Source organism: Pseudomonas sp. LS_2, from assembly GCF_042709235.1.
In the GTDB taxonomy this organism is placed as follows: Bacteria; Pseudomonadota; Gammaproteobacteria; order Pseudomonadales; family Pseudomonadaceae; genus Aquipseudomonas.
On sequence record NZ_JAVAYC010000001.1, the window covers coordinates 74,251 to 95,501 of the forward strand.

The window sequence follows — 21,251 nt, forward strand, 5'->3', positions numbered from 1 at the left end:
CGTTCTTCTGAACGCCCCTTTCATTCGTAGGCATAGCCATGATCAACGAAAAATTCAACTGGCAGCAGATGCTGCTTCACTGGCTTTCAGCGGTCGTCATCATATGGGCGCTGGTTAGCGGTTTCGCCGTTTCGCTACTCGATGTGGCCCCCGCCACATTCGAGCAGATAACGCAGGTCAATTCGATAGTCGGTACCGTGTTTGTCCCGGTATTCCTACTGCGCTGCTACCTGCGTGCCGTCAGGCCATTGCCCAAGGACGCCGATGCCGAGGGTTGGCAGGCCGTGGCCGCGCATTTCACCCACCTGGGGCTGTATAGCCTGACGGCCGTGGTGCTGTTGTCGGGCATCCTGATGATGGAGCGCGACATCGACCTGGCGCTCTTCGCCCTGGAGCCCCTGCTGAAGGACCACTTCTGGCTGGACTTCTGGTTCGACATGCATGTGTTCAGCTGTGCCTTGCTGGCCGCCTTGGTGATGTTGCATGTGGCAGCTGTCATCAAGCACGAACTGTCAGGGCGAGCCGTTTTGCGACGGATGTGGTTTTGAACCGGGCAAGGCAGTGGTACTGCGTAGCCTGCCTGGCGCCACCTGTATTGGTGGCGTCATTGTTGTTGTGGCGCGAAGTCCAGGGGCGTGCCGACTGGCAGGCGGACATGCCGGTATCGGCCGCACCCGCCGCCGTCGATGCGCCGCGCCCCTTGCCAGTTGCTGCGCTTGCACTGGCATTTGGCTTCCAGGGCGCAGGCGCGCAGGCCTCCACGCGCTCGGACATCGTCCTCAAAGCCAGTTTCGTCTCCAGCCTCGGCGAGGCGCGTGCGCTGGTGTCCAACGATTCCCACGACGCCATCTATCTCGTGGGCGATCGGCTGCCAGGCGGTGGCGTGGTACGGCGCATCGAGTCGCACGCGATCACGGTCTGGGCCGAGGGCCGCGAGCAAACCCTGGCGCTGGCGGGGCCACGCGACACGTTGCTGCGGCCGGTCGGCGCAGATACCCCCCTGCAACCGGCACCGACTACTTCACTTCTTCACCTACGGAACACCCCATGACTATTCGGCGAATGCTGCGGCTGGCCTCGCTCAGCGCTTTCCTAGCCGTGCCCGGCGTATTTGCCCACGCACAGGACGAGGCCACCTGGCAAATGGCGATGAGCGATGCCGACGTACGCGATGTGGTACGCGAGGTGGGCGCGATCCTCGACCAGCCGATCATTCTCGACCCGCGCGTGCAGGGCCGCATCACCGTGCTGTCCAACGAGCGGCTGGACCGCGAAGGTATTCGCCGTCTTTTCTACTCAGTGCTCAACGCCCATGGTTTCGCCGCCGTGAACGACGACGAGCGCCTGTTGGTGCTACCTGCCAGCGAGGCCAAGGCCTGGGCCAGCCAGCAAATGGACGCCATCCCGGCGGCTTTCACGACTCGGGTTTTCAGCCTGCAGGGCAGCCTGGCTGCGGACTTGGCGGGGTTGCTGCGGCCGCTGGTGTCGAGCAATGGCTATATCGGCCCATCGAGTTCGGCCAATGCCCTGGTGGTGACCGATTCGCAGGCCAACCTGGAGCGCCTGACGGCGCTGGTCGAGCAGCTCGACAGCGGTGAACGCCATGACTACGAGGTCGTGGTTTTGCGTCACGGCCAGGCCGGCGAATTGCTGCCGGTCGTGGAGGCTGCGGCAGGCGGCCCGGAAAGTGGCGTACGGGTGCTGGCCGACACGCGCAGCAACCGCGTGCTGGTGCTCGGCCCTGTCCAATCCAGGCAGCGTCTGGCGCAGCTGCTGCGCTCGCTGGACGTGCCGACCCCACAGGCATCGCAGAACTGGCGCGTGGTGCGTTTGCAGCACAGCAATGCCGAACAGCTGGCCGAGGTGCTGGCCGAGGTCGGCGGTCGTCTGGAGAGCAAGCCGGGCACTGAACGCAAAGGCTTCGGCAGCTTGCCGGAAAAGGCGGCGGTGAAGGCCGATGCCAGCCAGAACGCGTTGGTGTTGCTGGGTGAGCCAGAGGTGTTGAGTGGCTTGGAGCAGATCATCCAGCAGCTCGACCAACCGCGGGCGCAGGTGTTGATTCACGCGGCCATCGTCGAAGTCAGCGGCAACATCAGCGAAGCCCTCGGCCTGCAATGGGGCGTTGACGCCGGCAGCCTGAAGGGCGGCATCAGCTTCCCGGACAGCGACGTTTCCCTGTCGGGGCTCCTTGGGGAGGGAACGCTGCCGCCCGGGGCGGCGCTGGCGATCGGCTCCGATCGGTTTGCCGTGCTGATCAGCGCACTGGCCAACAACAACAGCAGCAACCTGCTTTCCACACCCAGCCTGGTGACCCTGGACAACCAGGAAGCGCAGATCCTCGTCGGGCAAAACGTGCCGTTCAGGTCCGGCAGCTACACCAACAACAGCGGTGGTGCGGACAATCCCTTCACCACCATCGAGCGCAAGGACATTGGCATCAGCCTGAAGATCCGTCCCTACATCAACGAGGGCCGCAGCCTGCGCCTGGAAGTCGAACAGGAGAGTTCGGAACTGGCCCCCAGCAGCCTGGAAAGCGACCTGATCACCAACAAGCGCACGCTTAAAAGCACCATTCTCGCCGCTGACGGTGAAATCATCGTGCTCGGTGGGTTGATCAAGGACAGCGTGCGGGCCGCACAGCGCGGCGTGCCGTTGCTCGGGCGCTTGCCGTGGATCGGTGGGCTGTTCCGCTGGCAGCAGGACATCGAGGAAAAAACCAACCTGATGGTGTTCCTGCGCCCGACCATCCTGCGCAGCCAGCAGCAGGTAGCCGAGGCCGGGCAGCGCGCCTACCAGGATGTTCGCGCGCCCGGTGCGCCCATGCTGCCAGAGGACGTACGCCAACTGTTCGACGCCCCCGCCCCCGAGGCCGAGCGTCCATGACCGAACCGAGCTTGCCATTCGCATTCGCCAGGCGTCATGGCGTGTTGTTCGACCACCAGGCCGCGCGCCCTGCATTGTTGATGCGCGAAGACGCCTCGCTGGCGTCGCTGTCCGAGGTATGCCGCCTGGTCGGCGCGTCCTGGCCATTGCGCTATGTGGATGCAGACGGGTTCGCCGAGCGCCTGGCCACCTGCTACGGCCACACTCAGGACGCTGCGCAAACGGTGGTACAAGGTATCGACCAGCAACTGGATCTCAGCCGCCTGGCCGAGGAACTGCCGCAAACCAGCGACCTGCTCGACCAACAGGACGACGCGCCGATCATCCGCCTGCTCAACGCACTGCTCAGCGAGGCAGTCAGGTCGCGGGCCTCGGATATCCACCTGGAAACCTTCGAACAACAGTTGCGCGTGCGCATGCGCATCGATGGCGTGATGCGCGAGGTGTTGTCTCCGCCCCGTGCACTGTCGGCCTTGCTGGTGTCACGGATAAAGGTCATGGCGCGGTTGGATATCGCGCAGAAGCGCATCCCCCAGGATGGCCGCATCAGCCTGCGCCTGGCTGGGCACGAGGTGGACGTGCGTGTCTCGACCCTGCCCGCAGCCCATGACGAGCGGGTGGTGCTGCGCCTGCTGGACAAACAGGCGGTGCGCCTGGATGTGGAGCACATGCAGATGCAGCCGCGCACCCGGGCGAGCTTTCTGCAACTGCTGGAAAAACCCCATGGCATCTTCCTGGTCACCGGCCCCACCGGCTCGGGCAAGACCACCACGCTCTACACCGCGTTGTCGGTGCTCAACCAGGTCACGCGCAACATCCTCACCGTCGAAGACCCCATCGAATACCACCTGCCCGGCATCGGCCAGACCCAGGTCAATGGCAAGGTCGACATGACCTTCGCCCGCGGCTTGCGGGCAATCCTGCGACAAGACCCGGACGTGGTGATGGTGGGCGAGATCCGCGACCGGGAAACCGCCGAGATCGCCGTGCAGGCTTCGCTGACCGGGCATTTGGTGCTGTCTACCTTGCACACCAACAGCGCCTTGGGCGCCATCACCCGGTTGGCCGACATGGGCGTGGACACCTGCCTGCTGGCCTCGTCGCTGTCGGGGGTGATGGCCCAGCGTCTGGTGCGCCGGCTGTGCCCGCACTGCAAGGTTGCCGTCGAGGTGGACGCCGTTATCGCTGGTTTGCTCGGCCAGCCCCATGAGCTGCCCGCACAGGTCTACCGTGCGCAGGGTTGCGAGCACTGCCAGCACGGCTATAGCGGGCGTTTGGCGCTGCATGAGCTGGTGCTGGTGACGCCGCAACTGGCCGAGGCCATTCATGGGCGTGCTTCGCAAGCACAGATGCTCGATCTGGTTCGCCACTCCACGCCCAGCCTGTTCGAACACGGCGTGCAGCGCGTCTGCCAGGGGCAGACCAGCGTCGAGGAACTGCTGCGGGTAGCGGGGCAGGAATGAGCGGCATGCGGTTCAAGTACTACGCCCAGGACACCCAAGGTGCACGCCAGCGCGGCACGCTGGAAGCCGCCAGCGCCCGGCAGGCTCGCCAGCAACTGCGTGAACGTGGCTTGCACGTGCTGTCGATGCGCCCGGTGCGCATGCAGTGGCCGAGCGCCTGGATGCCCGGCAAGCGCCTAGGGCCAACGCAGCTGGCCATCGTCACCCGCCAGTTGGCAACCTTGCTGCACGCCAGCATGCCGTTGAGCGACGCTTTGCAGGCGGTCGCCTCGCAGAGCGAACACCGTGAAGTCAGCCAATTGATGCGCGCGGTGAACGAGCAGGTGACCCAGGGGCACACCCTTGCCGACGCCTTGGGCCAGTTCCCGCACGCCTTCCCCGTGGTTTACCGAGCCACGGTGGCGGCCGCCGAGCGCTCGGGCTACCTGCCGGATGTGTTCGAGCGCCTGGCCGAGCACGGCGAGCGCCAGCAGGCGCTGCGTCAGAAAATCCAGCTGGCGATGGTCTACCCGGTGATCCTGATGCTGGTGTCTTTGCTGGTGGTGGGGTTCCTGCTGGGGTACGTGGTGCCTGATGTCGTCCAGGCTTTTGCCCGAGACCAGGCACAGTTGCCCTTCGCCACGCAGCTGTTGATCGGCCTCAGCGAGTTCACCGGGCGCTTCGGCTTGCTCACCCTCATCGCGCTGCTGAGCGGTGTGACGGCGGCCCGCTGGGCACTTCGGCAGCCCGCCCGGCGTGCGCGCTGGGATGCGCTGGCCCTGCGCTTGCCAATGTGGAGCGATTTCATCCGTGCCGGCGATGCCGCGCGATTCGTCGCCACGCTGGCCACCCTCGGACGCAGCGGCGTAGCCCTGGTCGAGGCCATGCGCATCGGCGCGGCGGTCACCAGCAACCTGGTCCTGCGCGAGCGTCTTGTCAGCGCCGCCCAGGAGGTGGCCGAAGGTAGCAGCCTGGCCTCCAGCCTGACACGTTGCGCGGCATTGCCGCCGTTGACCCTGCACATGATCGCCAGTGGCGAACGGGCCGGCGAGCTCGACGCCATGCTCGAGCGTGCCGCGGATCTCCAGGAGAAGCACCTGGCTTCGCGTATCTCGCTACTGGTGAGCCTGTGCGAGCCGCTGATGCTGCTGGTCATGGGCGGCATCGTGCTGTTCATCGTGCTGGCCATTCTGCTGCCGATCCTCAACCTCAACCAATTGGTCTCCTGAACATGTCCCCTCGCACTTCTCGCCGTCGACAGGGCGGTTTCACCCTTATCGAAATCATGGTGGTGGTCATTATCCTGGGCGTACTGGGCGGCCTGGTACTGCCCAACGTCATGAGCCGCCCGGACCACGCCAAGGCCACTGCGGTACGTACCGACCTGCAATCGGTCTCTACCGCGCTGGAAATCTACCGCCTCGACAATGGCCGCTACCCGACCACTGCGCAGGGCCTTGAGGCACTGGTGACGCGCCCGACACAGGCGCCGCTGCCACGGCTATGGAATGCCCAGGGCTACCTCAAGAGCATGCCCGTCGACCCCTGGGGCACCCCGTATCAATACCTGAGCCCTGGTACCCGTTCCAACCAGGGTTTCGACCTCTATTCCTTCGGCGCCGACGGCCAGCCGGGCGGCGAGGGGCTGGATGCCGAGATCGGCAATTGGTCGCAATGAAGCTGCGAGGCAATCGTGGCTTCACCTTGCTGGAACTGCTGCTGGTGCTGGCGGTGCTGGGGGTGGTGATCGGCATGGCCGGGCTTGCGCCAACGCGCAATGCGCAGCGCATGGCGGCGCAGGAGGCGCAGCTGTTCCTGCAATTCTTCGACCATGTGCGCGAACAGGCCATGTTGCAGGGGCAGACCCTTGGCATTCAGGTCGACGCGCACGGCTACCGACTGTCGCGGTTGACCGAGCAGGGCTGGCATGCGCACGGCAAAACGCAGTCGAGCGAGTTGGTGCTGCGGCTGCGCCTGGACGACGCACAGGCTTCGCACGAGCCTGCCCGATTGGTGCTGGCCGGCGATGAAGAGCATGTGCCGTTCACCTTGTCTTTCATCCAGGCCGACGAGGCCCTGGCCTGCGTGCTCAGTGATGGTCTCAATGCGCAACTCGGCTGCTGAGCGGGGCTTCACCTTGCTGGAGGTGATGGTCGCGTTGGCGATCTTCGCTGTGTTGGCATCGGCGGCGAGCCTGGCGATGCAGCATATGCTGGTGCAGTCGCATCAACTGCGCGACCGGCTTTACGCCAGTTGGGTGGCGGACAACCACCTCACTGAAATGCGTCTTCAGGCTACGCCAGGGCCGGGCCAGCGCACGCTCACCGCCGATTTCGCCGAGCGGCGCTGGCGACTGGAGGAGCGGCGCCGGCCTGAAGCGGGGGGCCTGCTGGTCGAGGTACGGGTCGCCCATGCCGCGGACGGCCAGGTACTGCACCAGGCCAATGGCTGGCTGGAGTTGACCCGTGAACCGGACTGAGCCGCTCGCCAAGCGCAGACAGCGTGGCTTCACGCTGTTCGAGCTGCTGCTGGCCGTGGCGATCTTCGCCTTGCTGGCCGCGGGCAGCACACGGTTGTTCGATGCGTTGGTGCGTACCGACCTGGCCCGGCAATCCCAGGCCGCTGAGGTACGCAGCCTGGCCAGGGCCATGGGCCTGCTGCAGCGCGATGCCTTGCAGGGGTTTTTTCCCTCTACGCTGAAGAAGCACAACTATGGCCTGGCGTTGCAGGGGCATCGGCTGAGCTGGATGTCGAGCAACGGCTACGATGGCCATCTGCAACCCCACAGCGACCTGCGCCTGACCCAGTACTGGCTGGCTGACGGCGTGCTGTGGCGCAAACGCAGTACGCTCGCGAAGGGTGAGGGGCGTGCACAGCGTCTGCTCGAGGGCGTCACCAGCCTGCGTTGGCGGATCTTCGTGCCAGGGACGGGCTGGCAGGCCGACTGGCCTGGCGCAGCGGGCGTGGATGCACCGCCGGCTGCCGTCGAGATCACCTTGTCCACCGAGCGGGTGCAGCAGGTTCGTCGCGTGCTGCCACTGGCGGGGACGAGCCTGTGAGAGGGAAACGGCAACAAGGCCTGGCGCTGATCACCGTGCTGCTGGTCATGGCGCTGGTGGTGATGCTGGTCGCCGGCATGTTGCGCAGTCATCAGCTGTTGATCGCCAGTGTTGCGCAGCAATCCGAGGCCTCGCGTGGCCTGCAATTGCTGGTGGCGGCGGAGCACCGGGCGCTGGCCTCGCTGCGCGAGCGCTTGCGGGAGGAAATGCGGGTGGTTCACGGCAGGCAACCTTGGGCGCAGCCACAGCGGTTCAGCCTGGGCGGCGTGCACCTGCGGGTGCAGGCCGAGGACCTGGCGGCACGCTTCAACCTCGCGGCGCTGACCCGCAACCGCACGCCGGACCCGGTGTTGCTCGAGCGCTGGCAGCGCCTGTGCGGTGCTTTGGGCGTCACGCCTCCCGACCTCGCCGCGTTGCACGGGCAACCCTTCTTCGACGTCAGCCAACTGAGGGAGCTGCCTGGCGTCGATGCCGGGGTGCTTGCGCGCCTCAGGCCCTGGGTGACGGTGCTGCCTGCGCAGGCAGGTTTGAACATCAACACTGCCGATGAGCGCGTGCTCACTGCATTGGAGGGGGTGACGTCGGCTAGCGCGCGGCAGTTGGTCGAAGCGCGTCCCGAGGATGGCCATGCCAGCGTACAGGCGTTTCTCCAGAGCCCGTTGCTCGACGGCCAGGTCGCTACCGGGCGGGGCTTGGCGGTGGGCAGCCGGTGGTTCGGCGTGACCTTGCAGGCCGACCTCGAAGGGCGGCGCATGTTTCTGTACAGCGAAGTGGAGATGGACTTCGAAACGAAGCGACTACGGGTGTTGCGGCGCGCGTTTTCCACAGTACGAAAAGCAGGTATCGAATGAGTGAGTACGCGGTATACCTTCTGCCCGAAGGGGTGGGCTCGGCGCAGGCGAGCTGGCCTGCCTTGGTTCGCCGCCCCGACGGCTCGATGTACCGATCTCGGTTGGATGAGCTGGCGGCGTTGGCTGGGCAGGGTGTGGCACTGGTGTTGCCGATGGAGCTGTTCGCCTATTGCCAGACCGGCCCGCTGCCGGGGCGTCGGCCTGGTCGAGAGGCCCTGGCCTTTGCCGTGGAAGAGCGGCTGGCCACACCTCTGGAGGCGCTTCACCTGGCGTTCGGCGAGGCGGACGAAAGCCGCTCGCGCCCTTGCCTGGCGGTCGAGCGCGCGTGCCTTGAGCAACTGCTGGCCTGGGTCCGCGCGCAGGGCATCGAGCCCCAGGCTGTACTGGTCGATGCCGACCTTCTGGCCTCTGCTGGTCCCACCGCCCTGTGGCTGGAGGGGCGCTGGCTGTTGGGGGGGCTGAAGCACCAGCGCCTGGCGCTCGGCCCGGCGGCTGCCGAGGTGCTGGCCGCTTCGTTGCCCGAGGTGGCTTGGCTGGCAGAACCTGGGCAAGTGGTGCCAGGCATCGCCTGCCAACCGGTTGCCGGTGCATTCGCCATGCTCTGGGAAGGCCGGACGCAGGCCATCGACCTGCGCCAGGGAGCGTTCGCGCCGACAGCTGTGCTGTCCGTGCCTTGGCAGGGGCTGCTGGCGGGCTGCCTGCTGGCCGGGCTGATGGTATGCCTGGCTGATCACTGGCGTGCAGGTTGGCTTGAGCAGCAAACCGCGCAGTTGCATCAGGACAACTTGCGCGTTTTTGCGCATTGGGCGCCGGACCAACCACCGCGTGCCGATCTGGCGCGCCAGGTCATCGAACTGACGCAACGCCCGCTGCCGATCACCTCGATGCAGCGCCTGGCGCTGTTGAGCGAGCCGTTGGTGGAAAGCAGCGGCCTGTGGATCGAGCAGGCCGAGCGCACGGCCGGCCAAGGCTGGCGGGTCGAGGTAGTCGCCCAAGGCTTCGCTGACCTGGAGCGTTTGCGCGAGCGCTTGCCCGGCGTGCAGGTCGGGCAGGCGCGCCAGGATGCGCAGCGGGTCAGCGCGACATTGGTCTGGGAGGCAGGGCAGTGAGGCTCGGCATAGGTGATCGGTGGGTGGGGCAGTGGCAGCAGATTCCACCCAGGCGCCGCTCGGCGTTCAAGGCCGCTGCCTGGGGCTTGGCAATGCTGGTGGCTTGGCAGGGGCTGTGGCTACCGGGCCAGCAACGCCTGGAGCAGGCTGAGACGCTCTTGCGTCAGGAGCGGGTGCTGGCCCAGCACTTGTCGCGCCTGTCGGGCACCCCGATGGTGGCGCAACAGGCTGGCACTGTCTTGAGCGCCGCGCGGCTGAGCGAGCGGGCGCAGGCCGGTGGCCTGGCTACCGTCGACCTGCACAGCAACGGCCAGCAGTTGACGATGACCGTGCAGGGGCCGCCACAGACCTTGATGAGTTGGCTCCAGGCCTTGGAACAGGATGGCGCTGCCTTGAGCGAGATCCGCCTGCAGGCAGCCGACGACCAGTTGCAGGCGCGTATCGGACTGACCCTCGATGATGGGTGATTGCCATTAAGTTTGGCTTCAGCCGACGGCGCTAACCTGCACCCATCGAAACCCACACAGGAACCACGCCATGAAAGCCCGTTACCTCGCCCTGATCCTCGCGCCACTGTTCAGCACCGCCGCCCTGGCCTCCAGCTACACCGGCCCTGGCGCGCAGGCGGTGAGCACCGTCGCTGCCGCCAACGAAGCCGCCGACGACACCCCTGTGGTGCTGCAAGGCTTCGTGACCAAGAAGATCGATAACGACGACAAATACGAGTTCAAGGACAACACCGGCACCATCACGGTCGAGATCGACAACGAAGACCTGCCGCCGACCCCGTTCGATGAAAAGACCAAGGTCAAGCTCACCGGCGAGGTGGAGAAGCACCTGATGAGCCGTGAAGTGGATGTGGATATCGTCGAAATCATCAAGTGATTTGACAGCCCATTCGCGGGTAAACCCGCTCCCACAGGTACCCCGCTGGTTCCAGAGTCAGCGGGGTACCTGTGGGAGCGGGTTTACCCGCGAACACCGGCAGAGCCGGTGCCATACACCGCAGCGAGCCGCGTCACTGGGTCTTGGCAGGCAACCGGCTAAGCCGCAACGCCACCGCCAACGCCACCGCCAGCAAGCTGCCGATAAACAGCCCGATGCCATTCCACCCCGCGTAATGCCAGAACACCCCTCCCGCCGTCCCGGCGATACTTGAACCCACGTAATAGCAGAACAGGTAGAGCGACGACGCTTGCCCCTTGGCCTTCAAGGCGCGGCGGCCGATCCAGCTACTGGCCACCGAGTGCGCGCCGAAGAAGCCGAAGGTGAACACCAGCATGCCGACGATCACCATTGCCAGTGGGCTGGCCAGCGTCATCAGCATGCCGCCGGCCATCACCACGATGCTCGCCCAGAACACCTTGCGTCGTCCCAGCCGGTCGGCCAGCGCGCCCACTTGAGCGGAGCTGTAGATGCCTGACAGGTACACCACCGACAGCAACCCCACCAGCGCCTGGTTCATGTGATAGGGCTCGGCCAGCAGGCGGTAGCCGATGTAGTTGAACAGAGTGACGAATGCGCCCATCAGCAGGAAGGCTTCGAGGAACAGCCAGGGCAGCCCGGCGTCCTTGAAGTGCGTGGTGAAGCCATCCAGCAGGCTGCGCGGGTTCAGGGCCTGGCTGCGGAAGTTGCGCGACTCGGGCAGCACTTTCCAGAACACCACCGCGGCCAGTAGTGCCAGACCGCCCATCACCAGCATCGCCGTGTGCCAGCTCACGAAGTCGATCAGCACGCCGAGGATCAGGCGTCCACTCATGCCGCCAATGGCATTGCCACCAATGTACAGACCCATGGCCAGGCCAATGTGCTGCGGGTGGATCTCCTCGCTCAGGTAGGTCATCGCCACCGCCGCCAGACCGCTCAGCGAGAGGCCCACCAGCGCGCGCGTGGCCAGCAGCAGTTCCCAACTGGGCATCATTGCGCTGGCCATGGTCGACAGCGCGGCACACAGCAATGCGAAGACCATCACTGGCTTGCGTCCGATGCGGTCGGAAATCGGCCCGGTAATCAAAAGACCGATGGCCAGCATGCCGGTGGACACCGACAGCACCAGGCTGCTCTGCGCGGCATTGATCGAGAACTCCTGCGACAGCAGCGGCATCATCGGCTGCACGCAATACAGCAGGGCGAAAGTGGCGAAGCCGCCGCTGAACAGCGCCAGCACGGTCTTCATGAAGGCAGGAGTGCCTTTCTCAATCCATATGTCGTTCAGCGGGGCAGGCTCGGGGGCAATGGAAAGGGGGGCTATGGCGGATTTCACGAGGGTACCTCATGGCGCGAGGCCGGTAATGCGACTGGAAAAAAGCATATAGCCGCCTAATGATTAGATCCAATATATTGTTCGACCTATTTGATAGGTTCTGCGACTTGTTTGGAGCCCGCCATGGAGCTGCGTCATCTGCGTTATTTCATCGCCGTGGCCGAAGAACTGCACTTCGGCCGCGCCGCCCAGCAGCTGGGCATTTCCCAGCCACCGCTGAGCCAGCAGATCCAGGCCTTGGAGCAGGAGTTGGGCGCGCGCCTGTTCGATCGCACCAACCGTCGGGTCGAGCTTAGCGAGGCCGGGCGGCTGTTCCTGGACGAAGCGCGCCAGGTGTTGGCCCAGGTCGACAAGGCTGCCGATGTGGCGCGTCGCGCGCAGTTGGGCGAGCTGGGCGAGATGAAGATCGGCTTCACCTCCTCGGCCCCTTTCACCTCGCGTATCCCCCAGGCGATCCACGCCTTCCGCCAACGCTTCCCGTCGGTGCACCTGCACCTCACGGAAATGAGCAGTCGGGAAGTGGTGGAGGGGGTGTTCGACGAGTCCATCGAGGTTGGCTTGATGCGCCCGCTGTCGGTGCCGGAGGGGCTGGTGGTCAGCGAACTGTTCCGCGAGCCGCTGGTGGCCGTGCTCAATGCCTCGCACCCGCTGGCAGTGGGCAGCGAACAGGGCGTGTACATGGCGGCGCTGGCCCAGGAGCCGTTCGTGTTCTTTCCGCGCAGCTATGGCAGCGGCTTGCACGCGCAGTTGATGAGCCTGGCCGGCAAGGCAGGGTTCAGCCCGCACTTCGCCCAGGAGGCGGGCGAGGCGTTGACCATCATCGGCTTGGTGTCGGCGGGGCTGGGGGTGTCGGTGTTGCCAGCGTCGTTCCAGCGCATACGCATCGACGGTGTGGTCTATCGCACGCTGCTGGACGAAGGCGCCGACACCGCCGTGTGGCTGGTGCAGCGGGCGGGCGCGGGCTCGGCGATGGCCAGGGCCTTCGCCGAGCTGCTGGGCGGGGTCAGTCCACCTGGGCCAGGTCGCCGCGCAGCGCCACCGACGTAATCAACGTGCCGGCGCGGCACTGGAACTTCTCGGTGTCCTTGTACAGGTTGCGCTGGTCGACGCTGGCGATGTTCACCACGGCATTGGCGTCGGCCTTGCGCGCCGCATTCTGCAGGGTTGCCAGGGCCGATTGCAGGGCCCAGTAGCAGGCATCGATGTCGCTCTTGTTGCTGCCGTTGGTCTTGCGGCTGCTGCTCACCGGGTTCAGGGTGCGGGTGGAGGCGGGCAGGGCTTCGCCGGCCAGGTAGAACTTCACGCTGCCGTCGAGCACGCCGGCTTGGGTCGCGCGCTTCACCCCTTCGCGGAAGCTCAGGTAGGTGGGTTCGTCCACGCCCTGGTTGACGAAGCCCTTGCTGTTCAGTTGCTCGACGTACGGGTCGAACGACAGCTCCTTGAGGATGTTGTCGCGCAGCCGGTTGACCCAGCGGTTGTAGTTGCCATGGATCTTGCCGTCGTCGTAGTCCAGGCCCCAGCTGCTGCGGTACACCACCTGGAACTCGGTGGGGCTGTAGGGGATATCGACCTCGGCGTGGTGGCGGCCGCGCACGGTGATCTCGGCCTTGACCATGCCTGGGCGCACCGACTGCACGATCCACTGGCGGTCGTTCAGGGCGGTGACGATGGCGCGTTTCATCTGGTCGTCGGTGAAGTTGAGGTTGCCGGAGAACTGCTCCTTGGCGTTGTAGACGGGCTTGCTGGTGCAGCCTGTGAACAGCAGGGCCATGGCCAGCACGGCGAATAGGCGGTGGAACCGAGTCATTCCTTTCACTCCAGGAGTAGTCAAAAAATAATCAGCGCCAGCGACGGAAGATCAACGAGGTGTTGACCCCGCCAAAGGCGAAGTTGTTGTTCATCACGTGCTCGTGCTGCATCGCGCGGAACTGGCCTTGCAGGTAGTCCAGTTCGCCGCAGCGCGGGTCGACGTGGTCGAGGTTCAGGGTGGGCACGTACTGGTCGCTGTTCATCATCTCGATGCTGAACCACGACTCCAGCGCGCCACAGGCGCCCAGGGTGTGGCCGAGGAAGCTTTTCTGCGAGCTGATGGGCTTACGCGGGCCGAACAGGCTGCTGGTGGCCTGGGTCTCGGCGATGTCGCCTTGTTCGGTGGCGGTGCCATGGCCGTTGACGTAGCCGATCGCCTCGGGCGCGAGGTTGGCATCTTCCAGCGCCAGTTCCATGGCCCGGCGCATGGTGGCTTGTTCTGGGCGGGTGGTGTGCTGGCCGTCGGCGTTGCTGCCGAAGCCGACGATCTCTGCATGAATGCGCGCGCCACGCGCCTGGGCGTGCCCGAGCTCCTCGAGCACCAGCATGCCGCCGCCTTCGCCGATCACCAGGCCATCGCGGGCCAGGTCGTAGGGGCGTGGGCTCAAGTGCGGGGTGTCGTTCTTCAGGCTGGTAGCGTACAGCGCGTCGAACACCATGGCCTCGGTGGGGCACAGCTCTTCGGCGCCGCCGGCGAGCATCATCGGCAGGCGCCCGTACTTGATCGCTTCATAGGCGTAGCCGATGCCCTGGCTGCCGCTGGTGCAGGCGCTGGAGGTGGGGATCAGCCGCCCGGTCAGGCCGAAGAAGATGCTGATGTTGGCCGCCGTGGTGTGCGGCATCATGCGCACGTAGGAGTTGGCGTTCAGGCCATCGGCCACCGAATTGAGCAGCATGTTGCCGAAGGCCTTGATCTCGTCGGTGCTGCCGGTGGACGAACCGCAGGCCACGCCCATGCGCCCATCGCGAATGCTCGCATCGTCCAGCAGCCCGGCGTCGGCCAGGGCGCGCTCGGCAGCGGCCACCGCCAGGCGCGAAACCCGGCCCATGCTGCGCAACTGCTTGCGGGTCCAATGGCCAGGCACCTGGAAGTCATCGATGGGGCCGGCCAGGCGGGTGTTCATTTCTTCGAAGCGGTCCCATTCGTCCATGCGGCGGATGCCGCTGCGCTGGGCCGCGAACTGCCCGGCGATGGTTGCCCAGTCGTTGCCCAGGGCAGTGATGCCGGCCATGCCGGTGACGACGACGCGGCGCATCAGCACAGCCCCCCGTTCACCGCCAGTACCTGCCGGGTGATGTAGCTTGCCTCGGGCGACATCAGGAAGTTCACCGCACCGGCGACTTCTTCCGGGGTGCCCATGCGTCCCGCCGGGATCATCTTCAACAGGTCTTCGACCGGCACGTTTTCATCGAGCATGGCCGTGTCGATCAGCCCGGGTGCCACGCAGTTCACGGTGATACGGCGCTTGCCCAGCTCGATGGCCAGAGCCTTGGCGGCGCCGATGACGCCGGCCTTGGAGGCGCTGTAGTTGACCTGGCCACGGTTGCCGATCAGCCCGGAAACCGAGGTGATGCAGACGATACGGCCCGGCGCGCGGCGGCGGATCATCGGCATCATCACCGGGTGCAGGACGTTGTAGAAACCATCGAGGTTGGTACGCAGCACCTGGTCCCAGTCTTCCTCGCTCAGCGCCGGGAAAGCGCCGTCGCGGGTCAGGCCGGCGTTGCACACCACGCCGTAGTAAGCGCCGTGGCTTTCCACGTCACCCTCCAGCACGGCCTTGCAGGCAGCGCGGTCGGCCACGTCGAACTGCAACACCCGCGCCTGGCGGCCCAGGGCCTGCACCTGGGCGGCGACGGCGTCGGCCTCGGCGCGGCCGCTGCGGCAATGCAACACCAGGTCGAAGCCGGCCTGTGCCAGGCGCAGGGCGATGGCCCGGCCGATGCCCCGGCTGGAGCCGGTGACCAGAATGGTGTCAGTCATGGTGGGACTCCTCAGGGCCCGCTTCGGCCAGGTAGCTGGCCGCCTGTGGCGGGCGATACACGTTCAGGCGCGCGCTGGCGTGCAGGCCAGGGCCGCGCAGGTGGCATTCGAACACACCCATGCCGTTGTCGTCCTCCAGCGAGCGCTGCGCATGGATGTGCAGCTCGGCACCGGCAGGGAAGTGCTCGACATCGCATTCAAACTGGCGCGTACCGACCAGGAAGCCCAGCTCCACCGTCTGGCCCAGGCGACGTGCGCGACAGCCGGCATAGGCGGCCACGCTCTGGGCCATCAACTCCAGGCCCAACCAGGCCGGCAGGCTGCCGTCCTCGCGGTTGAACAGCCCGCCGGGGCGCACGGTTGCGCGGGTGTGGATCTGTTCCTCGTCGCAGCTGTCGACCTGATCGATAAGGATCATGTCGCCCGCGTGGGGCAGTAGTTCGGCCACGGGCCAGGCAATCATGGGGTGTCTCCGAGAATCAGGCTTACATTGTTGCCACCGAAGGCGAACGAATTGCTCATCAGGTGGCGAGCCCTGCCGCGGGGCAGGCGCTGGCTGCCATCGGTCAGGTTCAGCGTTGGCAGTTGCGGGTCGGCCTGGCCGTCCCATACATGCGGCACCAGTTGGCCCTGCGGGTTGTGCTCGCTCAGGCTCAACCAGCAGAAGGCCGCCTCCAGCGCCCCAGCGGCGCCCAGCGTATGGCCGGTCAGCGGCTTGCTCGAGGAACACGGCAAGCCAGCACCGAACAGGTCGTGTACGGCCAGGCTTTCCATGGCGTCGTTGTGCGCGGTGGCGGTGCCATGCAGGTTAAGGTAATCGATCAGTGATGGCTCAATGCCTGCATTGTCCAGTGCTTTGGCCATGGCCTGCAAGGCGCCTTTGCCGCTGGGGTCGGGGGCCGAGATATGGTGGGCGTCGGAGCTGGCGCCTGCGCCGAGCAGGGCGATGCGCGGGCCGCTCGGGTTGGGTGTGCGGGTCATCACGAACAGCGCCGCCGCCTCGCCGATGTTGATGCCGCTGCGGTTCGCCGAGAACGGGTTGCAGCGCTGCTCGCTGACCGCCTCCAGAGCGCTGAAACCGTTGAGGGTCAAGCCGCAGAGGCTGTCGACGCCACCGCACAGCACCGCATCGCACAGGCCCAGGTCGAGCAGGCGGCGGGCATTGAGCAGCGCACGACCGCTGGAGGTGCAGGCGGTGGAAATCACATAGGCCGGGCCACTCAGGTGCAGCCAGTCGGCGAGGAAGTCGGCCGGGGCGCTGAGGGCCTGCTGGTCATAGCGGTAACGCGTGGGCAGTTGCCCGTGATTCAAGTAGTGGGCGATGTCGGCGCTGGCCTCGGCGATACCGGAGGTGCTGGTGCCCAGCACCACGCCAACCCGCGCGGGGCCATACTGGGCGATGGCCTGGTGAATGGCTGGCTCGATTTCCAGGGCTGCGCAGTACAGCAACTGGTTGTTGCGGCTTTGTTGCTCAGGCAGCGGCAGCGCGGGCAGTTGGCCCACCACCTCCCCGACCGGGAGCTGGCGTCCGGGTACCCAGCCGGCCTGCGGTTGCATGCCGGCGCTATCGCCCGCGAACAGCCGCTTGGCCACTTGTGCCTGGCCACGGCCGAGGGCGCAGACCACACCGAGGGCATTGAGGAAGGCGGTCATGGTGTGCTCTCGCGGGGCAGTGGGCTGACTTCATAACGCAGGCCCTGGCCAAGGTTCAAGGTGAAGCGCCCGGCTGCCTGGTAGCTGACCTGCCAGCGCTCGCCCAGCCAGCGTCGCTGGCCGCTTTGCTTGGCTTGCGGGTACAGCTGGGCCAGCTGTTGTGCCGGGGTCAGGGCGAACAGTACGGCGGCGAACAGTTCACGCGCGGCGGGGTTGGGGGGCAGCAGGCCGTCGGCCTTCCAGTGTTCGCCCTCGAGCAACTGGCGGGCCTGGGGCACGCCCAGCAAATCGAGCAGCGACCAGCGCAGCTGCTGGCCTTCACCCTGTATCACCAGCAGCCAGTCCAGACGTTGGCCAGCCTGCTCACGCACCACGTGCAACGAATTCGGCAGCACCAGCGTCGGCAAGCGCTCGGGCAATGGCGCCTGGGCGGCGCAGGCCGTCAGCACCAGGCACAACAGGGCGGCCAGCCAGGTTTTCATGTCGGCTCCAGGGGCTTGCGCGCCACTACGTTGACCAGGGTTTCCTCGCGCTGGCCAACCGGTGGCGGCTGGCGCAGGCCGAGGCGTTCGAGCAGGCCGAAGTCCTTGGCCCGGCTCCACCATAGATAAGGGTAGGAGACGTTGCGCGGGCTGAACTGGAAGCCCTGCTCGCGAAGCATCTGCAAGTAGCCATCGGCGCTCTTTTGCACGTGCATCGGATGGCGGAACAGCCATCGGATCACCCAGGTATCGATATAGGCCTCGGTGGATTCGGCGAACAGCAGGTAGCCGCCGGGCTTGAGCACCCGGTAGAACTCGGCAAGCGCTTTTTCCTGCTCGACCAAGTGATGGAAGGTCTGGTGGCAGAACAGGATATCCACGCTGGCATCGGGGAACTGCAAGTCGGCGCAGTCGCTGCCCCGCAGTTCCACTTCAAGGCCCAGTCGGTCCGCCTCTGCGGCGCTCAGCGCGAGGCTGTGCGGGTCGGCATCGGTGCCTAGCAGGCGTGCCGGGGCGAATACCCGGTGCAGGTGCTTGAACGAGCGGCCCTGGCCGCAACCGGCATCGAGCAGTACCGGCGCCTGGGGCAGCGGGCCGTCGAACAGGCGGCGCAGGTCGTCGATGGCCACCCGTAGCACATGGTGCTGCCAGGTGTGGCTGCGCAGGAACCAGAAGCCGATGCGCGTCTCTTCGACGTAGGTGTCGCTCAGGTAAGGCTGTTGGCGGACATTCATGGGTGTACGTGCGCTCCTTCGCGTGGTGCGGCCCAGGGGGCCAGGAGGAAACTGAATACCAGGCCCAGGCTTACCGCCAGGCCGAAATTGCTGACCGCCGGGGTGCTGGACAGCGCCAGCAGGCCGAACGACAACCAGGTGGTCAGTGCGGCCAGCAGCGTGCCCAGCAGGCTCACCGCGGCGCCGCCGATGCGTTCGTGCATGAGGATCGCGTAGTCCACGCTGATCGCCGTTACCAGCAGCAGGCCGAACAGGCTGAACAGGGTCAGTGGCTGCCCCAGCCAGGCCAGGCTCGCCAGGCTGCACAGCGCAGCCAGCAGCGGCAGGGCGACGATGCGCAATGCGCCGCGCAGGCCGAACGGCAGTACCAGGAGCACCAGGATCAACACGCACGACAGCAGCTTGAGCTCGGCAGCGCTGACCTGGGTGGCGGCGAACAGCTGGTTCAGCTCGCCCAGCCGGTCCACCAGCTGTACGCCGGGCAGGCCGTCGCTCTGCAAGCGCAGCAAGGCGCTGTCGCCCAGGCCCTGCAAGCTGACGATGGCGGCCACGCCGTTCGCGGTCTGGCCGAGCCACAACGGGCGCCAGGCTTCGGCCAGCGGGCCGGCCAGCGCTTCGTCGATGCCCAGTGTCGGCAGTTGGCGCAGCTGCTCAACTTCCGCTTCCAGCGCAGCTTGCGGAACGCCCAGTGCCAGCAGCGGCTGCCAGTGCTCGGGCAATGCCAGCAGGGCCTGACGCATGCTTGCCTGCTCCGCGGGGCTGGCCAGCAGTTGGGCGAGGGACAGGTAGCCCTTGAGCTTGCCCAGGGCGACCAGTTCATCAAGCTGGCCACCCAGGGCCTGCAGGCGTTCCAGCAGCTGTTGCAGGTCGCTGGCACGCACCAGGTAGAACTGGCTGGTGGGCTGGTAGCCGGTGATGCGCGCCACCGCCTGGGCTTCATCCAGCAGCTCGGGCGGGCTGGCGACCCACTGGCGGATGTCGTTGCGGCTTTCCAACTGCCAGAGGCCCGAGGCACAGAACAGCAGTACGAGCACCAACAGCGCGCCGCTGGGTACTTTTTGCAGCAGGCGTGCTCGCAGTTGGGTGAGGCATTGGGCGATGCGCAGCGGCCACTGCGCCGGCTTCAGTTCGACGCCATCGAGCAGCGCTGGCAGCAGGCAAACCGCGCTCAAGTAGGCGCCTAGCAGCCCGGCGGCGGAGAACGCGGCGATCTGGGTCAGGGCCGGGAACGGCGTGAAGGCCAGGGCCAGGTAGCCGATACAACTGGTCGCCAGGCTCAGGCTCAGGCCCGGCAGGGTCAGCCGCAGCGCAGGCCAGCTCAGCCACGGGCGCAGGCTCCAGCTTTTCGACAGGTAGTGCAGCGGGTAGTCGACCGCAACGCCAATCAGGCTGGAGCCGAGCACCAGGGTCATCACGTGCATCTGGCCGAACAACGCCACGCAGGCCACCGCGCCGAACAGTATGCCCACCAGCACCGGCACGAAGGCCAGCAATGCGCGCCAGCGGCGCAGGGTCAGCAGCAACAGCAGCAGGATGCCCACGCTGGCACCGCCACCCACCCAGCTGATTTCTCGGCTGGCTTGCTGTTGGCCCGCGGCTGCATGCAGCAGGCCACTGGCGGCCAGTAGCTGTACGCCGTGGCGCTGGGCTTCGGCGCGGCTGCTGGCGAGCAGCTCGGCCACCTGCAACGGCAGGCGCAGGTCGAAGGCGTCGGCCTGGGTGCGGGCACGCAACAGCACCCATTGCTGGCCGTCGGCTTTGGCATAGAGCGCGCCACTGGCGGTGTCCAGCTGCACGTTCACAGGCTTTGGCAGGCTGTGCTGGATACGCCCGGCCAGCCCGAGCCAATCATCCTGGCTGGGCACCAGGCTGAAGCCGGCGAAGGGGTCGAACAGGCTTTGCAGGCGTTGCTCGATGAAGCGCTCTGGCTGTTCGGCCAGTACCTGGCGGTCGGCGGGCGAGAGCATGGCCAGGCGCCCTTGCAGCAGCTGCGCACGCACCGCTTGCAAGTCGGTTTGCAGGCTCCACTGCACCGTCTCGAACAGCCCGCTGGCCTGCCACTGCCCGGCCAATGCCTGGGCCTGGGCGACGGCCCGCTCGCGCTCGGGGTGACCGACCAGCAACAGCAGTTCGCGGTTGAGCGGTTGCTGCATGCGTTGCTCGGCTTGTTTGACCCGTGCATCTTCGCTGGCGCCCGGCACCAGGGTCATCAGGTCGGCCGACAGCGGCGCGCCGTGGCGCCACTGCCAGCCGGCGACGGCCAGCATCACCAGCAGCAGGGCCACGAACAGGCGCGGCAGCAGGCGTTCAGTTGGCAAAGTCATTGCGCTGCGCGTCGTCCAGGTTGGCTGCACCCGTGCTTTCAGGCATGCGCAGCAGTGTACGGTCGCCCTGGGTTTCGTTCAGCTCGATGCGCTCGACGAAACGCCCGCCGCTGATGTCGATGTGCGTGAACACCTGCTTGAGCAGCAGCGAGCGTGGGCTCAGGCGCAGTTGCCAGTGCTGGGGGGCGCCTGTGAGGTTCAGGTCGAAATCCCGTTGCAGGCCGCTGCTGTCGCCTTGCAGGACAGCGAAGAACAGGCGGTTCTGCTCGGTGGCGGCGCTGGCGCTGGGCAGAGGCTGCCAGCCGCTGGGGTCGCGTCGGGCGATACCCTTGTCGGTGATGCGGTAGTCCTGGCGCACCGGCGTTTGCAGCAGCCACAGCAGGCCATGGTCGCGAGCGAGGACGAAGCGGCCTTTGCTTTGCAGCGGCTGGGGCAGCGCGCGCAGGTGTTTTTCCTGGATGAACGGGCCAGTGACCACGGCGGGTTCGCTGAGCTGGCGTTGCAGGTCGTCGAGGGTGAAGGCCTGGGTCAGGGGGCTGGCGAGCATCAGCAGCAGAGCCATTAGCACTGTTGAGGCGGCTGGCCTCTTCGCGGGTAAACCCGCTCCCACAGGTTGCGCGGTGCCTGTGGGAGCGGGTTTACCCGCGAAGAGGCCGGT

General features: G+C 66.3%; 24 protein-coding genes. 14 read left to right on the top strand and 10 right to left on the bottom strand.

Going from position 1 to position 21,251, the window contains the following annotated elements:
* Window positions 1-38 precede the first annotated feature (38 nt).
* From RAC97_RS00340 to RAC97_RS00400, 13 genes are all read left to right on the top strand, one after another.
* The gene (locus RAC97_RS00340) at window positions 39-548 is read left to right on the top strand and encodes a cytochrome b (RefSeq protein WP_375099909.1); all 510 of its coding nucleotides are present in this window, start codon (window positions 39-41) and stop codon (window positions 546-548) included.
* Window positions 545-1,051 (top strand): hypothetical protein, encoded by a 507-nt coding sequence (locus RAC97_RS00345; protein WP_375099908.1) that lies wholly within the window; start codon window positions 545-547, stop codon window positions 1,049-1,051. The genes RAC97_RS00340 and RAC97_RS00345 overlap by 4 nt, the downstream gene beginning before the upstream one ends.
* Window positions 1,048-2,883: a type II secretion system secretin GspD gene (gene gspD / locus RAC97_RS00350; protein WP_375099907.1), complete on the top strand. Its 1,836-nt coding sequence runs from the start codon at window positions 1,048-1,050 to the stop codon at window positions 2,881-2,883. The genes RAC97_RS00345 and gspD overlap by 4 nt, the downstream gene beginning before the upstream one ends.
* Window positions 2,880-4,346, top strand: coding sequence for a type II secretion system ATPase GspE (gene gspE / locus RAC97_RS00355; protein WP_375099906.1), 1,467 nt, complete (start codon window positions 2,880-2,882; stop codon window positions 4,344-4,346). Before gspD ends, gspE begins: the two co-directional genes overlap by 4 nt.
* Before the next feature lie 5 nt (window positions 4,347-4,351).
* Window positions 4,352-5,554, top strand: a complete 1,203-nt coding sequence (gspF, locus tag RAC97_RS00360; RefSeq protein ID WP_375099905.1) for a type II secretion system inner membrane protein GspF — start codon at window positions 4,352-4,354, stop codon at window positions 5,552-5,554.
* Between the two features lie 2 nt (window positions 5,555-5,556).
* Window positions 5,557-6,003, top strand: coding sequence for a type II secretion system major pseudopilin GspG (gspG, locus tag RAC97_RS00365; protein ID WP_375099904.1), 447 nt, complete (start codon window positions 5,557-5,559; stop codon window positions 6,001-6,003).
* Window positions 6,000-6,449: a prepilin-type N-terminal cleavage/methylation domain-containing protein gene (locus tag RAC97_RS00370; protein WP_375099903.1), complete on the top strand. Its 450-nt coding sequence runs from the start codon at window positions 6,000-6,002 to the stop codon at window positions 6,447-6,449. The genes gspG and RAC97_RS00370 overlap by 4 nt, the downstream gene beginning before the upstream one ends.
* The gene (gene gspI, locus RAC97_RS00375; RefSeq protein ID WP_375099902.1) at window positions 6,430-6,804 is read left to right on the top strand and encodes a type II secretion system minor pseudopilin GspI; all 375 of its coding nucleotides are present in this window, start codon (window positions 6,430-6,432) and stop codon (window positions 6,802-6,804) included. The genes RAC97_RS00370 and gspI overlap by 20 nt, the downstream gene beginning before the upstream one ends.
* Window positions 6,791-7,384, top strand: coding sequence for a type II secretion system minor pseudopilin GspJ (gene gspJ, locus RAC97_RS00380; RefSeq protein WP_375099901.1), 594 nt, complete (start codon window positions 6,791-6,793; stop codon window positions 7,382-7,384). Before gspI ends, gspJ begins: the two co-directional genes overlap by 14 nt.
* On the top strand, window positions 7,381-8,235 hold the full coding sequence (locus RAC97_RS00385) for a general secretion pathway protein GspK (protein WP_375099900.1): 855 nt from the start codon (window positions 7,381-7,383) through the stop codon (window positions 8,233-8,235). Before gspJ ends, RAC97_RS00385 begins: the two co-directional genes overlap by 4 nt.
* Window positions 8,232-9,344, top strand: a complete 1,113-nt coding sequence (gspL, locus tag RAC97_RS00390; protein ID WP_375099899.1) for a type II secretion system protein GspL — start codon at window positions 8,232-8,234, stop codon at window positions 9,342-9,344. Before RAC97_RS00385 ends, gspL begins: the two co-directional genes overlap by 4 nt.
* A 23-nt stretch (window positions 9,345-9,367) precedes the next feature.
* Window positions 9,368-9,811: a type II secretion system protein GspM gene (gene gspM, locus RAC97_RS00395; protein ID WP_375099898.1), complete on the top strand. Its 444-nt coding sequence runs from the start codon at window positions 9,368-9,370 to the stop codon at window positions 9,809-9,811.
* Between the two features lie 70 nt (window positions 9,812-9,881).
* On the top strand, window positions 9,882-10,229 hold the full coding sequence (locus RAC97_RS00400; RefSeq protein WP_375099897.1) for a YgiW/YdeI family stress tolerance OB fold protein: 348 nt from the start codon (window positions 9,882-9,884) through the stop codon (window positions 10,227-10,229).
* Window positions 10,230-10,362: 133 nt separating this feature from the next.
* Here RAC97_RS00400 and RAC97_RS00405 read toward each other — a convergent pair whose 3' ends face one another.
* Complete coding sequence (locus tag RAC97_RS00405; protein ID WP_375099896.1) at window positions 10,363-11,520, bottom strand: MFS transporter; 1,158 nt, start codon at window positions 11,518-11,520, stop codon at window positions 10,363-10,365.
* A 210-nt stretch (window positions 11,521-11,730) separates the two neighbouring features.
* Between RAC97_RS00405 and RAC97_RS00410 the strand changes: the two genes are divergently transcribed.
* The gene (locus RAC97_RS00410) at window positions 11,731-12,654 is read left to right on the top strand and encodes a LysR substrate-binding domain-containing protein (RefSeq protein ID WP_375099895.1); all 924 of its coding nucleotides are present in this window, start codon (window positions 11,731-11,733) and stop codon (window positions 12,652-12,654) included.
* Here the strand turns inward: RAC97_RS00410 and RAC97_RS00415 are convergent.
* The 9 genes from RAC97_RS00415 to RAC97_RS00455 are packed head-to-tail and all read right to left on the bottom strand — an operon-like array spanning window position 12,611 to window position 21,155.
* Window positions 12,611-13,414: a hypothetical protein gene (locus RAC97_RS00415; RefSeq protein ID WP_375099894.1), complete on the bottom strand. Its 804-nt coding sequence runs from the start codon at window positions 13,412-13,414 to the stop codon at window positions 12,611-12,613. The two genes, RAC97_RS00410 and RAC97_RS00415, sit on opposite strands and share 44 nt — an antisense overlap.
* Window positions 13,415-13,445: 31 nt before the next feature.
* Window positions 13,446-14,672 (bottom strand): beta-ketoacyl-ACP synthase, encoded by a 1,227-nt coding sequence (locus RAC97_RS00420; RefSeq protein WP_375099893.1) that lies wholly within the window; start codon window positions 14,670-14,672, stop codon window positions 13,446-13,448.
* Window positions 14,672-15,400 carry a 3-oxoacyl-ACP reductase FabG gene (gene fabG, locus RAC97_RS00425; RefSeq protein WP_375099892.1) on the bottom strand — a complete coding sequence of 243 codons (729 nt, stop codon included), beginning with the start codon at window positions 15,398-15,400 and terminating at the stop codon, window positions 14,672-14,674. The genes RAC97_RS00420 and fabG overlap by 1 nt, the downstream gene beginning before the upstream one ends.
* Entirely contained in the window at window positions 15,393-15,863 is a 471-nt protein-coding gene (locus RAC97_RS00430) for a 3-hydroxylacyl-ACP dehydratase (protein WP_375099891.1), read from the bottom strand. The genes fabG and RAC97_RS00430 overlap by 8 nt, the downstream gene beginning before the upstream one ends.
* The gene (locus tag RAC97_RS00435; RefSeq protein WP_375099890.1) at window positions 15,860-17,053 is read right to left on the bottom strand and encodes a beta-ketoacyl-[acyl-carrier-protein] synthase family protein; all 1,194 of its coding nucleotides are present in this window, start codon (window positions 17,051-17,053) and stop codon (window positions 15,860-15,862) included. Before RAC97_RS00435 ends, RAC97_RS00430 begins: the two co-directional genes overlap by 4 nt.
* Window positions 17,050-17,535: a hypothetical protein gene (locus RAC97_RS00440; RefSeq protein ID WP_375099889.1), complete on the bottom strand. Its 486-nt coding sequence runs from the start codon at window positions 17,533-17,535 to the stop codon at window positions 17,050-17,052. The genes RAC97_RS00435 and RAC97_RS00440 overlap by 4 nt, the downstream gene beginning before the upstream one ends.
* Window positions 17,532-18,269, bottom strand: coding sequence for a class I SAM-dependent methyltransferase (locus tag RAC97_RS00445; protein ID WP_375099888.1), 738 nt, complete (start codon window positions 18,267-18,269; stop codon window positions 17,532-17,534). Before RAC97_RS00445 ends, RAC97_RS00440 begins: the two co-directional genes overlap by 4 nt.
* Window positions 18,266-20,593, bottom strand: a complete 2,328-nt coding sequence (locus tag RAC97_RS00450; protein ID WP_375099887.1) for an MMPL family transporter — start codon at window positions 20,591-20,593, stop codon at window positions 18,266-18,268. Before RAC97_RS00450 ends, RAC97_RS00445 begins: the two co-directional genes overlap by 4 nt.
* Window positions 20,577-21,155 carry an outer membrane lipoprotein carrier protein LolA gene (locus RAC97_RS00455; RefSeq protein ID WP_375099886.1) on the bottom strand — a complete coding sequence of 193 codons (579 nt, stop codon included), beginning with the start codon at window positions 21,153-21,155 and terminating at the stop codon, window positions 20,577-20,579. Before RAC97_RS00455 ends, RAC97_RS00450 begins: the two co-directional genes overlap by 17 nt.
* Window positions 21,156-21,251 lie beyond the last annotated feature (96 nt).

Bases quoted from the DNA above. Each gene is read 5' to 3' on its own strand.
- RAC97_RS00450 (WP_375099887.1), bottom strand. From the start codon at position 20,593: ATGACTTTGCCAACTGAACGCCTGCTGCCGCGCCTGTTCGTGGCCCTG.
- RAC97_RS00420 (WP_375099893.1), bottom strand. From the start codon at position 14,672: ATGCGCCGCGTCGTCGTCACCGGCATGGCCGGCATCACTGCCCTGGGC.
- RAC97_RS00445 (WP_375099888.1), bottom strand. From the start codon at position 18,269: ATGAATGTCCGCCAACAGCCTTACCTGAGCGACACCTACGTCGAAGAG.
- RAC97_RS00405 (WP_375099896.1), bottom strand. From the start codon at position 11,520: ATGAAGACCGTGCTGGCGCTGTTCAGCGGCGGCTTCGCCACTTTCGCC.
- fabG (WP_375099892.1), bottom strand. From the start codon at position 15,400: ATGACTGACACCATTCTGGTCACCGGCTCCAGCCGGGGCATCGGCCGG.
- RAC97_RS00440 (WP_375099889.1), bottom strand. From the start codon at position 17,535: ATGAAAACCTGGCTGGCCGCCCTGTTGTGCCTGGTGCTGACGGCCTGC.
- RAC97_RS00455 (WP_375099886.1), bottom strand. From the start codon at position 21,155: ATGGCTCTGCTGCTGATGCTCGCCAGCCCCCTGACCCAGGCCTTCACC.
- gspE (WP_375099906.1), top strand. From the start codon at position 2,880: ATGACCGAACCGAGCTTGCCATTCGCATTCGCCAGGCGTCATGGCGTG.
- RAC97_RS00415 (WP_375099894.1), bottom strand. From the start codon at position 13,414: ATGACTCGGTTCCACCGCCTATTCGCCGTGCTGGCCATGGCCCTGCTG.
- RAC97_RS00410 (WP_375099895.1), top strand. From the start codon at position 11,731: ATGGAGCTGCGTCATCTGCGTTATTTCATCGCCGTGGCCGAAGAACTG.
- gspF (WP_375099905.1), top strand. From the start codon at position 4,352: ATGCGGTTCAAGTACTACGCCCAGGACACCCAAGGTGCACGCCAGCGC.
- RAC97_RS00430 (WP_375099891.1), bottom strand. From the start codon at position 15,863: ATGATTGCCTGGCCCGTGGCCGAACTACTGCCCCACGCGGGCGACATG.
- gspG (WP_375099904.1), top strand. From the start codon at position 5,557: ATGTCCCCTCGCACTTCTCGCCGTCGACAGGGCGGTTTCACCCTTATC.
- gspI (WP_375099902.1), top strand. From the start codon at position 6,430: ATGCGCAACTCGGCTGCTGAGCGGGGCTTCACCTTGCTGGAGGTGATG.
- RAC97_RS00370 (WP_375099903.1), top strand. From the start codon at position 6,000: ATGAAGCTGCGAGGCAATCGTGGCTTCACCTTGCTGGAACTGCTGCTG.
- gspD (WP_375099907.1), top strand. From the start codon at position 1,048: ATGACTATTCGGCGAATGCTGCGGCTGGCCTCGCTCAGCGCTTTCCTA.
- RAC97_RS00340 (WP_375099909.1), top strand. From the start codon at position 39: ATGATCAACGAAAAATTCAACTGGCAGCAGATGCTGCTTCACTGGCTT.
- RAC97_RS00400 (WP_375099897.1), top strand. From the start codon at position 9,882: ATGAAAGCCCGTTACCTCGCCCTGATCCTCGCGCCACTGTTCAGCACC.
- RAC97_RS00435 (WP_375099890.1), bottom strand. From the start codon at position 17,053: ATGACCGCCTTCCTCAATGCCCTCGGTGTGGTCTGCGCCCTCGGCCGT.
- gspL (WP_375099899.1), top strand. From the start codon at position 8,232: ATGAGTGAGTACGCGGTATACCTTCTGCCCGAAGGGGTGGGCTCGGCG.